A 14,572-nucleotide genomic window follows, 5' to 3' on the forward strand; every position below is an offset into this window, starting at 1 on the left:
GGCGGACGGGCTTCAAGGACACACCTCGGATACAGCGGTTTTCGTCCGCGGTCTCGACCACCGCACCGGCCGGCACCTCGACGCGACGAGCCCACCGGTCGGCGTCGCCTTCGCCCGGACCGGGCCTGGTCGCCGGCCCCGGCAAAGGCCCTGTCTTGCCTGCCTTGCCTGCCTTGCCTGCCTTGCCTGCTTTGCCTGCCTTACCTGCCTTACCGGGTCAGGACAGCACGGCCAGGCCGTCGAGTTCGACCATGGCCTCCTCGTCCCACAGGCGGGTGATGCCGATGACCGCCATCGCCGGGTAGTCGCGGCCGGCCAGGGCCCGCCAGATGCGGCCGAGTTCGGGCGCGTGGTCGCGGTAGGCGGCGACATCGGTGGTGTGGACGGTGAGCCGGGCGAGGTCGGCGGGGCTCCCGCCGGCGGCCTCGAGCGCGGTGAGCAGATTGATCAGCGCGTGCTCGAACTGGGCGGGCAGGGTGTCCCCGACGACCTTGCCCGAGGAGTCCAGCGCGGTCTGGCCCGCGAGGAGGACGAGGGTGCGGCCGGTGGCGGTGACGGCGTGGCTGAAACCGGTCGGCGGCGAGAGCTCGGGCGGGTTGATCCGGTGGAGGGTCATGCGAAGAGCTCCTTGGCGATGATGGACCGCTGGACTTCGGTGGCGCCTTCGTAGATTCGCGGTGCGCGGACCTCGCGGTAGAGGTGCTCCAGGAGGTGGCCGCGCTCCAGGGCCCGGGCCCCGTGGATCTGCACCGCGGCGTCGACGGCGTACTGGGCGGTCTCCGTGGCGAAGAGCTTGGCCATGGCGGAACTGCGGGCGGTCCCCGCGTCGCCGCGGTCGTAGGCCTCGGCGGCGGCGTAGACCAGCAGGCGGGCGGCCTCGGTACGGGTGGCGATCTCGGCGAGGACGTGCGCGACGGCCTGAAGGTCCTTCAGGGGCGCGCCGAAGGCGGTCCGGGAGGCGGCGTGGGCGGTGGCCGCGTCGAGAGCGGCCTGCGCCATCCCGACCGCGAAGGCGCCGACGCTGGGCCGGAAGCGGTTGAGGGTGGTCATGGCGACCCGGAAACCTCGGTCGACCTCGCCGAGCACGTCCTGCTCCCCGACCGGTACGGCGTCGAAGCGCAGCCGCCCGATGGGGTGCGGGGAGAGCATGTCGAGGGGTTCGCCGGTGAGCCCCGGGCGGTCGGCGGGGACCGCGAAGGCGGTCACGCCGCGGGCGCCGGCGCCGGGGGCGGTCCGGGCGAAGACCGTGTAGACGTCGGCCTCGGGGGCGTTGGAGATCCAGCACTTCTCGCCGGTGAGCCGCCAGCCGCCGTCCGGTGCGGGCTCCGCGGCCAGTTCGAGGGCGGCGGCGTCGGAGCCGGCGCCGGGCTCGGTCAGGGCGAAGGCCACGACGGCCTCGCCGGAGACGACCCGCGGGATCCATCGCGCGGCCGGTTCCGGGGACTGCAGCAAGGGGTGGGCGCCCAGGCCCTGAAGGGCGAGCGCCGTCTCGGCCTCGGTGCACTCACGGGCCAGGGACTCGCGCAGCAGGCAGAGCTCCAGCGCGGTGCCGGGGAAGAGGCGGCCCAGCAGGCCGAGTTCGCCGAGGGCGGCGAGCAGCGGGCGGTTGACCCGCCCGGGTTCGCCGGACGCCGCGAGCGGCCGGAGCCGTTCGGCGGCCCAGTCGCGGACCTGTGCGCACCACTTGAGCTGTTCCGGGTCGAGCGCGAACGATGCCACGCGGCACCTCCCGTATCGCGTACCGTTGACTGCCGTCACAAACACGTTACGCTGAATCCGTCCGCAACCAGGGGCCAACGAGGGGCGAACCCGCCATGGACCTGCTGCCGTCAGCACACGTGGACACGTTCCCGCGGGATCACCTGCCGCCGCGTGACCAGTGGCCCGTCCTCACCCAAGACCTCCCCGAGCTGGCCTATCCGGACCGGCTCAACTGCGGTGCCGAACTCCTCGCCGCCGGCCTGCCCGAGGCGCCCTGCCTGCGGATGCCGGGCGGCGAGGTCTGGTCGTACGCGGACCTGCGCGCCGCCTCCGACCGCATCGCGCACGTGCTGACCGACGATCTCAAAGTGGTGCCCGGCAACCGCGTGCTGCTGCGCGGCCCCACCACGCCCTGGTTGGTGGCGTGCTGGTTCGCCGTCATGAAGGCCGGGGCGGTGGCGGTGACGGTGCTGGCGGCGCACCGCCCGCACGAGCTGGCGACGATCTGCGAGATCGCCGCGGTCCGGCACGCGCTGTGCGACGTCCGCGCGGTCGACGACCTCGCCAAGTGCGAGGCCCCGGGGCTGCGCATCACCACGTACGGCGGTGAGGCGCCGGACGACCTGCTGCGGCTCGCCGCCGGGCGCCCGGACTCCTACGCCGCGGTGCCGACCTCGTCCGACGACGTCGCGCTGATCGCCTTCACCTCCGGCACGACAGGACGCCCCAAGGGGTGCATGCACTTCCACCGGGACGTGCTGGCGATCGCCGACACCTTCTCGGCGCACATACTGCGGCCCACCGCCGTGGACGTGTTCGCCGGCAGCCCGCCGCTCGGCTTCACCTTCGGACTCGGCGGCCTGGTCGTCTTCCCCCTGCGGGCGGGGGCGTCGGCGCTGCTCATGGAGCAGGCCGGACCCGAGCAGCTCGCCCGGGCCGTCGCGGAGCACTCGGTGACGGTGCTGTTCACCGCGCCCACCGCCTACCGGGCGATACTCGCCTCGCACGGCTCGCGCGACCTCTCCTCGCTGCGGCGCTGCGTGTCCGCGGGCGAGAATCTGCCCGAGGCGACCTGGCACGCCTGGCGCGAGGCGACGGGGCTGCGCATCATCAACGGCATAGGGGCCACGGAGATGCTGCACATCTTCATCTCCGCGGCCGACGACGCGATCCGCCCGGGCACCACCGGCCTGCCGGTCCCGGGCTTCCAGGCCCGGGTCGTCGATCCCGTGACGCTCTCCCCCGTACCGGACGGCGAGCCGGGACTGCTCGCCGTGCGCGGCCCCACCGGCTGCCGCTACCTGGCCGACGAACGGCAGCGGGAGTACGTGCGGGACGGCTGGAACCTTACCGGCGACACCTACGTGCGCGAGGCGGACGGCTACTTCCGCTACGTGGCCCGCGCCGACGACATGATCATCTCGTCGGGGTACAACATCGCGGGCCCCGAGGTCGAGGATGCGCTGCTGCGCCACCCCGACGTGCGGGAGGCGGCGGTCATCGGTGTGCCGGACGACCAGCGCGGCCAGATCGTCCGGGCCTGCGTCGTGCTGCGCGACGGGCCGCCGCGCGACGAGCACACGGCCGAGGCGCTGCGCGCCTTCACCCGGGAGGAGATCGCGGGCTACAAGTGCCCGCGCGAAATCGTCTTCCTCGACGCCCTGCCCCGCACGCCCACCGGGAAGCTGCAGCGCTTCCGGCTGCGCGACCTACAGTGATCGCGTGACCGAGCACACCCCCAGTTCACTGATCCTCACCTTCTTCGGCGCCTACGGCCGGGCCGACGGCTGGGACGGGCGGATACCCGTCGCCGGGCTGATCCGGCTGATGGGCGCCGTCGACGTGGACCCGCAGTCGGTGCGCTCGGCGGTCTCCCGGCTCAAGCGCCGCGGGCTGCTGGAGCCGGACCGGGTCGGCGGCGCCGCTGGCTACGGCCTGTCCGAGGACGCCCGGCAGCTGCTCGCCGACGGCGACCGGCGCATCTACGGTCACCCGGCCGGCGGTGCGGGGGACGGGGAATGGGTGCTCGCGGTCTTCTCCGTCCCGGAGAGCGAACGCCACAAGCGGCACCTGCTCCGCTCCCGGCTGGCCCGGCTGGGCTTCGGCACCGCCGCACCGGGCGTGTGGATCGCGCCCGCCCGCCTCCGCGAGGAGGCGCAGCACACCCTGCGCCGGCTCGGCCTCGACCCGTACGTGGACCTCTTCACCGGTGCCCACCTCGGCTTCGAGCCGACGGCCGCGGCCGTGCGCCGCTGGTGGGACCTCGACGCCGTCGCCGAGCGCCACCACGCCTTCCTCGGCGCCCACGAGCCGGTGCTGCGCTCCTGGGCCGCCCGCCGGACCACCCCGCCGCAGGAGGCCTTCGCGGACTACCTGCGCGCCCTCGACTCCTGGCGCCGCCTCCCCTACGCCGACCCCGGCCTGCCGCCCGCCCTCCTCCCGCCCGACTGGCCCGGCGGGCGCGCGGCAGCGGTCTTCGAGGACCTGCACGCGCGGCTGCGCGACGCGGGAGCGGCGTTCGCGCGGTCAGTCGATCGCATGACGTGACCGGCCCCCGCGGCTGATCGTTGGGCACGACGCACGCCCACGCCGCCCGGCGGGGCATAACCTGGCCGCATCGGAGCGAAACCATGACGATCGAGGAGGTACGCGAGATGGCACTGCCCGCGACCGAACGCTCGGGCTCCGGCGGCGACGCGGTGCTCGCCGCCTTCCTCGACCTCACGGTCCCCGAGGGGTACCGCGCCGAGCTGATCGAGGGGGAGATCGTCGTGACCCCGCCGCCCGACGGAGACCACGAGGACATCCTCGGCCGCTTCGTCCGCCAATTGATCCGCAAGTCCCCCGCAGAGTTCTACACCTCCGGCGCCAGAGGGCTCATCACTCCTGCCGGGCGCTTCATCCCCGACCTGACGGTGGGCCCCGAAGGCGTGTTCGCCGGCAAGGACTCGTGGTGCGCCCCTGACGGCGTGGTCATGACCGTCGAGGTGACGCCGACCCGACCCGACAAGGACCGCGGCCCGAAGCGGCGCGGCTACGCGGCCGCCGGCATCCCCTTCTACCTGCTGGTGGACCGCACCGAGGGCACCGTGAGCCTCTACAGCGAGCCGGACGCCGAGGACTACCGCCAGGACGTCCGGGTGCTGTTCGGCAAGGAGCTCGAGCTTCCCGAGCCCTTCGCGTTCGCCCTCGACACCTCCCTCTTCGGCTGACCCCGGGCCGGCCGCGCCTCACACGTCCAGCGTGAGCCGGGGCCGGGGGGCGTCGGTGCGGCCCGTGGGCGGGCGGCGGCTGCCCGCCTGGTACGGGAGGGGCCAGGGGGCGCCGGGGCCGGAGTAGCCCTGCTCGGCGGCGGCGTGCAGCGTCCAGTGGGGGTCGTAGAGGTGAGGGCGGCCGAGCGCGCACAGGTCGGCGCGCCCGGCGAGGAGCAGGGAGTTGACGTCGTCCCAGGAGGAGATGGCGCCGACCGCGATGACGGGCACGCCCACTTCGTTGCGGATCCGGTCGGCGTAGGGGGTCTGGTAGGAACGGCCGAAGTCGGGGGCCTCGTCCGGGACGACCTGGCCGGTGGAGACGTCGATGGCGTCGGCGCCGTGGGCGGCGAAGGCCCGGGCGATCTCGACCGCGTCGCCGGCGGTCGTTCCGCCCTCGGCCCAGTCGGTGGCGGAGATGCGGACGGTCATCGGCCGGTCGTCGGGCCACACCTCGCGGACGGCGTCGAAGACCTCCAGCGGGAAGCGCAGCCGCCCGGCCAGGTCGCCGCCGTAGGCGTCGGTGCGCCGGTTGGTGAGCGGCGAGAGGAAGGACGACAACAGGTAGCCGTGGGCGCAGTGCAGCTCCAGCAGGTCGAACCCGGCGCGTGCGCCGCGCGCGGCGGAGGCGGCGAACTGATCGCGGATCGCGGCGAGCCCGGCGGCGTCCAGGGCGTCCGGGACCTGGCTGACCCGTGGGTGGTACGGCAGCGGGGAGGGCGCGGTAAGCGGCCAGTTGCCCTCGGGGAGCGGCTGGTCGATGCCCTCCCACATCAGCCGGGTGGAGCCCTTGCGGCCGCTGTGGCCGAGCTGGAGGCCGATGGCGGCGCCGGGCCGGGCGTGGACGAAGTCGGTGACGCGACGCCAGGCGGCCTCGTGCCCGTCCGTCCACAGGCCCGTGCAGCCGGGGGTGATCCGGCCCTCGGGGCTGACGCAGACCATCTCGGTCATCACGAGGCCGGCGCCGCCGAGGGCGCGGGCGCCGAGGTGGACGAGGTGGAAGTCGCCGGGGGTGCCGTCGGTGGCGGAGTACATGTCCATCGGCGAGACGACGACACGGTTGCGCAGGGTCAGCCCGCGCAGGGTGAAGGGGGTGAACATGGGCGGGGTGTCCGGCCCGGTGCCGAACTCCCGCTCCACCGAGGCGGTGAACGCCCGGTCGCGCAGCCGCAGGTTGTCGTGGGTGACCCGGCGGCTGCGGGTGAGCAGGTTGAAGGCGAACTGCCGGGGCGGCTGGGCGGTGTACTGCCCCAGGTGCTCGAACCACTCGAGGCTGGCCCGTGCGGCGCGCTGCGTGCTGGCGACCACCGGCTTGCGCTCGGCCTCGTAGGCGGCGAGCGCCTCCGGGACGCCGGGCTGTTCGTGCAGGCAGGCGGCGAGGGCGAGGGCGTCCTCCATGGCGAGCTTGGTGCCGGAGCCGATGGAGAAGTGCGCGGTGTGGGCGGCGTCGCCGAGCAGCACGATGTTGCCGTGCCTCCAGCGTTCGTTGACGACGGTGGTGAAGGCGATCCAGCGGGAGCGGTTGCCGCGCAGGCCGTGGCCGTGCAGTGCCTCGGCGAAGATCTTCTCGCAGCGGGCGACGGACTCGGCCTCGTCGAGCCTGTCCAGTCCGGCGCGCCGCCAGACGTCCTCGTGCATCTCGACGATGAAGGTGCTGGCGTCCTGCCGGTACGGGTAGCCGTGGGCCTGCATCACGCCGTGCTCGGTCTCGGCGATCTCGAAGCGGAAGGCGTCCAGCACAAGGTCGGTGGCGAGCCAGATGTAGCGGCAGCCGTGCCCGGTGAGGGTCGGCCGGAAGACGCCGGCGTGGGCGGCTCGGGTGGCGCTGCCCGCTCCGTCGGCGGCGACGACGAGGTCGTGGTCGCGGGCCAGCGCCTCCGCCGCCGGGGCGGCTTCGCGGGTGCGGACGGTCACGCCGAGATCCCGGCAGCGGTCGTGGAGGATCGCCAGCAGGGTGCGCCGGTCCACCGCCGCGAAGCCGTGGCCGCCGGAGGTGACGGCACGGCCGCGGTGGCGCACGTCGATGTCGTCCCAGCGGGTGAACTCCCGTTCCAGAGCGCGGAAGACGACCGGGTCCGCGTGCTCGATGCCGCCGAGCGTCTCGTCGGAGAGCACGACGCCGAAGCCGAAGGTGTCCTCGGGCGCACCACGCTCCCAGACGGTGATGTCCCGTTCCGGGTCCAGGCGTTTGAGCAGCGCGGCCGTGTAGAGCCCGCCCGGGCCGCCGCCGATGATGGCCGCCCGCACGGCTACCGGCCCTTCCAGTTGGGGCTGCGCTTCCCGGTGAACGCGGCGTGGAACTCGGCGTAGTCCTCACTGGTCATCAGCAGCGCCTGGGTCGCGGCGTCCATCTCCACGGCGGCGCCGAGCGGCATGTCGAGTTCCGCGGTGAGCAGGGCCTTGGTCTGGGCGTACGCCAGCGCGGGGCCGGCGGCCAGGCGTTTGGCGAGGGCGGCGGCGCTCGCGTCGGCCTGGCCGTCGTCGACGAGCTCGCTGACCAGGCCGATGCGGTCGGCCTGCTCGGCGCCCACGGTGTCGCCGAGCATCAGCAGCCGGGTGGCGTGGCCGAGGCCGACGATGCGGGGCAGCAGGTAGGCGGCGCCCATGTCGGCGCCGGCGAGGCCGACTTTGGTGAACAGGAAGGCGAAGCGCGCCGAGCGCTCGACGATCCGGAAGTCGCTGGCGAGGGCGATGACGGAACCGGCTCCCGCCGCGACGCCGTGCACGGCCGCGACGACGGGGAAGGGCGCCTCGCGGATGGCGCGGACGACCTGCCCGGTCATGCGGGTGAAGTCCAGGAGCTGCCCGGCGCCCATGGCGAGCGTGGCGCCGATGATCTCGTCGACGTCGCCGCCCGAGCAGAAGCCGCGTCCGGCCCCGGCGAGCACCAGCACACGGGTGTCGCCGTGGTGCGGCAGCTCGGTGAGCAGGTCGCGCAGGTCGGCGTAGGCGCCGAAGGTGAGCGCGTTGAGCTTGTCGGGGCGGTCGAGGGTGACGGTGACGACGCCGTCGGCGCGCTCCACCCGCAGGTGCCGCCATTCCTCGGTCCGGCCTGCGGAGCCTCGGTAGGGGCTCATGGGCACGTCCTCCTTCACGGTGGAGGCAGGCTTGCCAGCACCGTGAAGTTATCACTCCTTCGTGACTGCCGTCACGAGTGCGCGATACGCGCGCGGCGCCTCAGGCGCCTGCCAGCGTGGCGACGAGGACGGCCTTGATGGTGTGCATCCGGTTCTCGGCCTGGTCGAAGACGATGGAGTGCGCCGACTCGAAGACCTCGTCCGTGACCTCCAGCGAGGCCAGCCCGTGCCGTTCGTGGATCTGCTGGGCCAGGGTGGTGCCGAGGTCGTGGTAGGCGGGCAGGCAGTGCATGAACTTCGCGTCGGGACGGCCGGTGGCCCGCAGCACGTCCATGGTCACGGCGTACGGCTTCAGCAGGGTGATGCGCTCGTCCCAGACCTCGGCGGGCTCTCCCATCGACACCCACACGTCGGTGTGGACGAACTGCGCGCCGGCGACGCCCTCGGCGACGTCCTCGGTCAGGGTGACGCGCGCGCCGCTGGCCCGCGCCAGGCGCCGGGCCTCGGCGACGACCGACTCCTGCGGCCACAACTGCTCCGGGGCGACGATGCGCACGTCCATCCCGAGGAGGGCGCCGGTGACCAGCAGCGAGTTGCCCATGTTGGAGCGGGCGTCGCCGAGATAGGCGTAGGCGGTCTCCTCCAGCGGCGAGGCCGAGTGCTCGGCCATGGTGAGCACGTCGGCGAGCGTCTGCGTCGGGTGCCACTGGTCGGTGAGGCCGTTCCAGACCGGTACCCCGGCGTGGGCCGCCAACTCCTCGACCACCTCCTGGCCCGTCCCGCGGTATTCGATGCCGTCGAACATCCGGCCGAGCACGCGGGCGGTGTCCTTCACCGACTCCTTGTGGCCGAGCTGGGACCCGGCCGGGTCCAGGTAGGTCGTGGACGCGCCCTGGTCGGACGCGGCGACCTCGAAGGCGCAACGGGTGCGGGTGGAGGTCTTGGCGAAGATCAGTGCGATGTTCCGGCCGGCGAGCCGCCGGACCTCGGTGCCCGCCTTCTTGGCCGACTTCAGCTCGGCGGCCAGCTCCACCAGGTGGCGGAACTCCTCCGGGGCGAAGTCCAGCTCCTTGAGGAAGTGGCGGCCCGTGAGGTCGATGGCCATGGGGGCTCCTAGGTCGAGGTCGGCCGGGTGCCGAACATGAGTGCGCCGGGACTTGCGGAAGTCTATACGAAGTCTTGCATCCTTATACAGATTCTCGTGTGGCGGCTCCCGCGGACCCGGGCGCGGACCGCCCGGTCAGACCGGGTCCCGCTCGACGGGGCAGCTCATGCAGCGCGGACCGCCGCGGCCGCGCCCCAGTTCGCTCCCCGGGATCTCTATGACCTCGATGCCGCGCTTGCGCAGGTGGGTGTTGGTGGTGACGTTGCGCTCGTACGCCAGGACGACACCCGGCTCCAGGGCGAGCACATTGCATCCGTCGTCCCACTGCTCGCGCTCGGCGGAGTGGACGTCCTGGGTCGCGGTGAGCACCCGGATGCCGTCGAGGCCCAGGGCCGCCGCGATGGCCCGGTGCATGTCCTCCGGCGGGTGGTCGGTGACCTTGAGGTCGCGCTCTCCCACGCCGGGCTCGATGGTGTACGAGCGCAGCATGCCCAGGCCCGCGTACTGGGTGAAGGTGTCGCCGTCGACCATGGTCATCACGGTGTCCAGGTGCATGAAGGCGCGGCGCTTGGGCATGTCCAGGGCCACGATCGTGCTGGCCGATCCCGAGGTGAAAAGGCGCTGGGCGAGCATCTCCACCGCCTGTGGAGTGGTGCGCTCGCTCATGCCGATGAGGACGGCGCCGTTGCCGATCACCAGGACGTCGCCGCCCTCGATGGTGGACGGATAGGCGGCCTGGCCCTCGGACCACACATGGAAGGAGGCGCCCGCGAAGAGCGGGTGGTGGCGGTAGATCGCCTCGTAGTGCGTCGTCTCGTGCCAACGGGCGGGCCAGCGCATCGCGTTGATGCTGACCCCGTCGTACACCCAGGCCGAGGTGTCCCGGGTGAAGATGTGGTTGGGCAGCGGGTCGAGCAGGAAGTCGTCGAGGTCCATCACGTGGAAGCGGACCGAGACCGGCTCGGCGAAACGGTCGAGGAACTCCCGCTTGGTCATGCCGCCGACCAGGGCCTCGGTCAGCTCGCCCGCGGACAGCTCGTCGAAGGCGGCGCGCAGGTGGTCGGTGACCACCGGACCGTACTCCTTCTCGTCGAAGACCCGGTCGAGCACCATGCGCCGGGCCTCGGGCAGGCCCAGCGTCTCCCGCAGCAGGTCACCGAAGAGGTGCACGACCACACCCCGGTCGCGCAGCACGTCGGCGAAGCCGTCGTGCTCGGCACGGGCCCGGCGCACCCACAGGACGTCGTCGAAGAGCAGGGCGTCCTTGTTCGACGGCGTGAGCCTTTTCAGCTCCAGGTCGGGGCGGTGGAGGATGACGCGGTGCAGCCGCCCTGCCTCGGAGTCCACATGGAATGCCATGGAACTAGACATTCCCACTTGGCAGGGGTTCACCTCCTGGGCGGGGCGGGCACACGGGCGCCCGCCCCCGACCCCTCAAAGCCGGGGGTCCACCGGCTCCGACTCCAGGGACAGGACGGCGAAGACCGCCTCGTGGACGCGCCACAGGGGCTCGCCCGCGGCCAGCCGGTCCAGCGCCTCCAGGCCCAGCGCGTACTCGCGCAGCGCGAGGGAGCGCTTGTGGCCCAGGGCCCGCGAACGGAGCCTGACCAGCTGGTCGGGACGGGTGTACTCGGGACCGTAGATGATCCGCAGGTACTCCCGGCCCCGGCACTTGACACCGGGCTGGACCAGGCGGTTGCCGTCCTGGTCGCGCACCAGGGCCTGCAGCGGCTTGACGACCATGCCCTCGCCGCCGGCCTCGGTCAGCTCCAGCCACCACCGCGTGCCGGCGGCCACCGACTCCTCGTCGCGGGTGTCGACCAGCGTCCTGCGGGTCTCCTGCAGCAGCCCCGTCGGGTCGCCCGCGACCAGGCGGTCGATCAGCGCCAGCTGCTCGTCGTGCGGGAGGGCGGCGAGACTGCGGCCCTGGACGGCCAGGATCTGGAAGGGCGCCAGCCGCACCCCGTCCAGGCCCTCGGTCGTCCAGCAGTAGCGCCGGTACGCCTCGGTGAAGGCGGCGGCGTCGGCGGACCGGCCGCGCTGCCGCTCCAGCAGGCCCGCGACGTCGGTGCCCCGCGCGGCGGCGGACTCCAGGGCGGCGAGCGCACCCGGGAAGACCGCGCCTGAGGCGGCGCCCACGGCGGCGTACTGCCTGCGCAGCAGGCCGGAGGCCTTCAGCGACCAGGGCATCAGCTCGGCGTCGAGCAGCAGCCAGTCCGTGCCGAGCTCCTCCCACAGCCCCGCGGCGGTGACGGAGGCCCGCAGCCGGTCCAGGACCTGCTCGGTGACGCCGGGGTCGTCGAAGAACGGCCGGCCCGTGCGGGTGTGCAGGGCGCCCGTCACTCCGCCGGTCACCCCGAAGCGCTCGCCGGCCGCCTCCGCGTCGCGGCACACCAGCGCCACGGCGCGGGAGCCCATGTGCTTCTCCTCGCAGACGACCTGGCCGACGCCGTCCGCCCGGTAGGCGGCGAACGCCTCGTGCGGGTGCTCCAGGTAGCCCTCCAGCTGCGAGGTCGCGCACGGCGACATCGTCGGCGGCAGGTACATCAGCAGGCGGGGGTCGACCGCGAAGCGGCTCATGACCTCCAGCGCGGCGGCCGCGTTCTCCTCACGGACGGCGACCCGGCCGTGGTGGGCGGTCTCCACGACGCGGCGGCCGCTGACGTCGGCCAGGTCGAGCGGCCGCCCCTCGTGCCCTCCGGGCGCCTCGGAGGCGAGCGGCTTGGCCGGCTCGTACCAGACCCGCTCCGCGGGGACGTCGACGATCTCGCGCTCGGGCCAGCGCAGGGCCGTCAGCCGGCCGCCGAAGACGGCGCCGGTGTCCAGGCAGATCGTGTTGTTGAGCCATGTGGCGCTCGGCACGGGGGTGTGGCCGTAGACGACGGCGGCGCGGCCGCGGTAGTCCTCGGCCCACGGGTAGCGCACGGGCAGCCCGAACTCGTCGGTCTCGCCGGTGGTGTCTCCGTACAGGGCGTGCGAGCGGACCCGGCCGGAGGTGCGGCCGTGGTACTTCTCGGGCAGGCCCGCGTGGCAGACGACCAGTTTCCCGCCGTCGAGCACGTAGTGGCTGACCAGTCCCGCGACGAACGTGCGCACCTGCTCCCGGAAGGCGGGGTCGTGCTCGTCCTCCTTCTCCAGCTGCTCGATGGTCTCCGCGAGGCCGTGGCTGTGCTGGACGTTCTTGCCCCTGAGCCAGCGGCCCAGCTTGTTCTCGTGGTTGCCGGACACGCACAGAGCACTGCCTGCGGCGACCATGCCCATGACGCGGCGCAGCACACCGGGGCTGTCGGGGCCGCGGTCGACGAGGTCGCCGACGAAGACGGCGGTGCGTCCCTGCGGGTGCACGCCGTCGACGTATCCCAGCTTGCCGAGCAGGGTGTCCAGCTCGGAGCCGCAGCCGTGGACGTCGCCGATGACGTCGAACGGGCCGGTCAGGTGGCGCAGGTCGTTGTAGCGGCGCTCCAGCACGACCTCGGCCGCGTCGACCTCCTCGACGCCGCGCAGGATGTGCACCTTGCGGAAGCCCTCGCGCTCCAGCTGCCGCAGCGAGCGGCGCAGCTCCCGCTGCTGGCGCTGGACGACGTGCCGGGGCAGGTGGGCGCGGTCGGGTCGCGCCGCGTTGCGCTCGACGCAGACCTGCTCGGGGACGTCCAGGACGATCGCGATGGGCAGCACGTCGTACTCGCGGGCGAGACGGACGAGCCGGCGACGGCTCTCCCGCTGCACGCTGGTGGCGTCGACGACGGTCAGCCGGCCGGCGGCGAGCCGCTTGCCCGCGATGTAGTGGAGCACGTCGAAGGCGTCGCCACTGGCGCCCTGGTCGTTCTCGTCGTCGCTGACGAGACCGCGGCAGAAGTCCGAGGAGATCACCTCGGTGGGCTTGAAGTGGCGCCGGGCGAAGGTTGACTTGCCGGAGCCGGTGGTGCCGATCAGGACCACGAGGGACAGGTCGGTCACCGGGAGGGTGCGCTTGCCGGTCATGCGGTCGTGACCTCCTTCGTGGTCAGGGTGAAGACGGCCATCTGGGTGGGCGGGCCGACCTCGGGGTCCTCGGGGCCGACGGGGACGAAGCGCACGCCGTAGCCGTAGCGTCCGGCGACCCGCTCGGCCCACGAGCGGAACTCCTCACGCGTCCACTCGAAGCGGTGGTCCGCGTGCCGGGCGTGCCCGGCCGGCAGCGTCTCCCAGCGCACGTTGTACTCGACGTTCGGCGTGGTCAGCACGACGGTCGAGGGGCGGGCCGAGCCGAAGACGGCGTACTCCAGCGCGGGCAGCCGGGGCAGGTCGAGGTGCTCGACGACCTCGCTGAGCACGGCGGCGTCGTAGCCCTTGAGGCGGGCGTCGGTGTAGGTCAGGGAGCCCTGCACCAGCCGGACGCGGGAGGACTGCTGCTCGCCCATGCGGTCGAGCCGCAGCCGCCGGCGGGCCTCTCCGAGGGCGCGGGAGGACACGTCGACGCCGAGGATCTCGGTGAAGCGCGGGTCCTTCAGCAGCGCGCCGACCAGCTGCCCCTGGCCGCAGCCGAGGTCGAGGACACGGCTCGCCCCGGCCTCGCGCAGCTCCGCGAGGATCGCCTCGCGGCGCCGGACCGCCAGCGGCAGCGGCTTCTCCTCGGTGTCCACCTCCTCGTCGACGGCGTTGTCCAGCTCCCCGGCCTCGCTGTCGTCGGCTTCGGCGAGCCGGGCCAGCTCCAGCCGCTCCGTGGCCTGCCGGGTCAGCGACCAGCGACGTGCGAGGTAGCGGCTGGTGATCAGCCGCTGCTCCGGGTGGGCGGCGAGCCATCCGTCGCCCATCCGCAGCAGCTTGTCGACCTCGTCCGGCGACACCCAGTAGTGCTTGGCGTCGTCCAGGACCGGCAGCAGCACGTACAGGTGCCGCAGGGCCACGGACAGCCGCAGCTCACCTTCGAGCGCCAGCCGCACGTAGCGGGACTCGCCCCATGCGGGGAATCGCTCGTCCAGCTCGACCGGTTCCGCCTCGACGGCCCAGCCCAACGGCTCGAAGAGCCGGCGGACGAGGGCGGCGCCGCCGCGCGCGGGCACGGCGGGGATCTCGATCCGCAGGGGCAGCGGCTGCGCTGCCCGCTCGGGGCGGGCGTCGCAGACGCCCCTCAGAGCGCTGGCGAACACCGTGCGCAGGGCGACCGCCAGCAGCGACGACGCGGCGTACGGCCGGTCGTTGACGTACTGGCCGAGCGCTGAGTCGGGGGCTCCGCCCCTGCCCTTGCCCTTGCCGCGCCGCACGAGTGCCACCGGATCGACCTCCAGCAGCAGCGCGGCGGTGCACCGTTGCTCGGACGCCTCGGGGTAGAAGACGTGGGCGTCGCCGTAGGAGGTCGAGAAGACCTGCGCCTTCTCCGGATGCTTGTGCAGCAGGAAGCCGAGGTCCGTGGCGGGCGTGCCGCCGCTGCCGGTGGTGGTGATCGTCAGGAACACCGC

Annotated in this window: 11 protein-coding genes; 3 read left to right on the forward strand and 8 right to left on the reverse strand. The window is 73.2% G+C overall.

Annotated features, from left to right (window positions below):
• Positions 1-217: 217 nt before the first annotated feature.
• Both AC3ET4_RS08230 and AC3ET4_RS08235 read right to left on the reverse strand, forming a co-directional pair.
• Complete coding sequence (locus AC3ET4_RS08230) at positions 218-616, reverse strand: RidA family protein (RefSeq protein WP_431947514.1); 399 nt, start codon at positions 614-616, stop codon at positions 218-220.
• Complete coding sequence (locus AC3ET4_RS08235) at positions 613-1,719, reverse strand: acyl-CoA dehydrogenase family protein (protein WP_431947516.1); 1,107 nt, start codon at positions 1,717-1,719, stop codon at positions 613-615. Before AC3ET4_RS08235 ends, AC3ET4_RS08230 begins: the two co-directional genes overlap by 4 nt.
• A 95-nt stretch (positions 1,720-1,814) precedes the next feature.
• Between AC3ET4_RS08235 and AC3ET4_RS08240 the strand changes: the two genes are divergently transcribed.
• The 3 genes from AC3ET4_RS08240 to AC3ET4_RS08250 all read left to right on the forward strand — a co-directional run bounded on the left by AC3ET4_RS08240 (position 1,815) and on the right by AC3ET4_RS08250 (position 4,913).
• On the forward strand, positions 1,815-3,419 hold the full coding sequence (locus AC3ET4_RS08240; protein ID WP_431947517.1) for an AMP-binding protein: 1,605 nt from the start codon (positions 1,815-1,817) through the stop codon (positions 3,417-3,419).
• A 4-nt stretch (positions 3,420-3,423) separates the two neighbouring features.
• Entirely contained in the window at positions 3,424-4,248 is an 825-nt protein-coding gene (locus AC3ET4_RS08245; RefSeq protein ID WP_431947519.1) for a PaaX family transcriptional regulator, read from the forward strand.
• Between the two features lie 83 nt (positions 4,249-4,331).
• Entirely contained in the window at positions 4,332-4,913 is a 582-nt protein-coding gene (locus AC3ET4_RS08250; protein ID WP_431947521.1) for a Uma2 family endonuclease, read from the forward strand.
• An 18-nt stretch (positions 4,914-4,931) separates the two neighbouring features.
• Here AC3ET4_RS08250 and AC3ET4_RS08255 read toward each other — a convergent pair whose 3' ends face one another.
• The 6 genes from AC3ET4_RS08255 to AC3ET4_RS08280 form a co-directional block, all read right to left on the reverse strand.
• Positions 4,932-7,199, reverse strand: a complete 2,268-nt coding sequence (locus tag AC3ET4_RS08255) for a bifunctional salicylyl-CoA 5-hydroxylase/oxidoreductase (RefSeq protein WP_431947523.1) — start codon at positions 7,197-7,199, stop codon at positions 4,932-4,934.
• A gap of 2 nt (positions 7,200-7,201) precedes the next feature.
• Complete coding sequence (locus tag AC3ET4_RS08260; protein ID WP_431947525.1) at positions 7,202-8,029, reverse strand: enoyl-CoA hydratase family protein; 828 nt, start codon at positions 8,027-8,029, stop codon at positions 7,202-7,204.
• A gap of 100 nt (positions 8,030-8,129) precedes the next feature.
• Complete coding sequence (argF, locus tag AC3ET4_RS08265; RefSeq protein ID WP_431947527.1) at positions 8,130-9,134, reverse strand: ornithine carbamoyltransferase; 1,005 nt, start codon at positions 9,132-9,134, stop codon at positions 8,130-8,132.
• Positions 9,135-9,269: 135 nt separating this feature from the next.
• The gene (locus AC3ET4_RS08270; RefSeq protein ID WP_431947529.1) at positions 9,270-10,493 is read right to left on the reverse strand and encodes an arginine deiminase; all 1,224 of its coding nucleotides are present in this window, start codon (positions 10,491-10,493) and stop codon (positions 9,270-9,272) included.
• A gap of 75 nt (positions 10,494-10,568) precedes the next feature.
• Positions 10,569-13,115 carry a polynucleotide kinase-phosphatase gene (locus AC3ET4_RS08275; RefSeq protein WP_431947531.1) on the reverse strand — a complete coding sequence of 849 codons (2,547 nt, stop codon included), beginning with the start codon at positions 13,113-13,115 and terminating at the stop codon, positions 10,569-10,571.
• The gene (locus AC3ET4_RS08280; protein ID WP_431947533.1) at positions 13,112-14,569 is read right to left on the reverse strand and encodes a 3' terminal RNA ribose 2'-O-methyltransferase Hen1; all 1,458 of its coding nucleotides are present in this window, start codon (positions 14,567-14,569) and stop codon (positions 13,112-13,114) included. Before AC3ET4_RS08280 ends, AC3ET4_RS08275 begins: the two co-directional genes overlap by 4 nt.
• Positions 14,570-14,572: the final 3 nt, after the last annotated feature.

It is taken from the genome of Actinacidiphila sp. bgisy167, assembly GCF_057707665.1.

Coding starts and splice junctions, on each gene's coding strand:
- AC3ET4_RS08230 (WP_431947514.1), bottom strand. CDS start 616: ATGACCCTCCACCGGATCAACCCGCCCGAGCTCTCGCCGCCGACCGGT.
- AC3ET4_RS08270 (WP_431947529.1), bottom strand. CDS start 10,493: ATGGCATTCCATGTGGACTCCGAGGCAGGGCGGCTGCACCGCGTCATC.
- AC3ET4_RS08250 (WP_431947521.1), top strand. CDS start 4,332: ATGACGATCGAGGAGGTACGCGAGATGGCACTGCCCGCGACCGAACGC.
- AC3ET4_RS08275 (WP_431947531.1), bottom strand. CDS start 13,115: ATGACCGGCAAGCGCACCCTCCCGGTGACCGACCTGTCCCTCGTGGTC.
- AC3ET4_RS08240 (WP_431947517.1), top strand. CDS start 1,815: ATGGACCTGCTGCCGTCAGCACACGTGGACACGTTCCCGCGGGATCAC.
- argF (WP_431947527.1), bottom strand. CDS start 9,134: ATGGCCATCGACCTCACGGGCCGCCACTTCCTCAAGGAGCTGGACTTC.
- AC3ET4_RS08260 (WP_431947525.1), bottom strand. CDS start 8,029: ATGAGCCCCTACCGAGGCTCCGCAGGCCGGACCGAGGAATGGCGGCAC.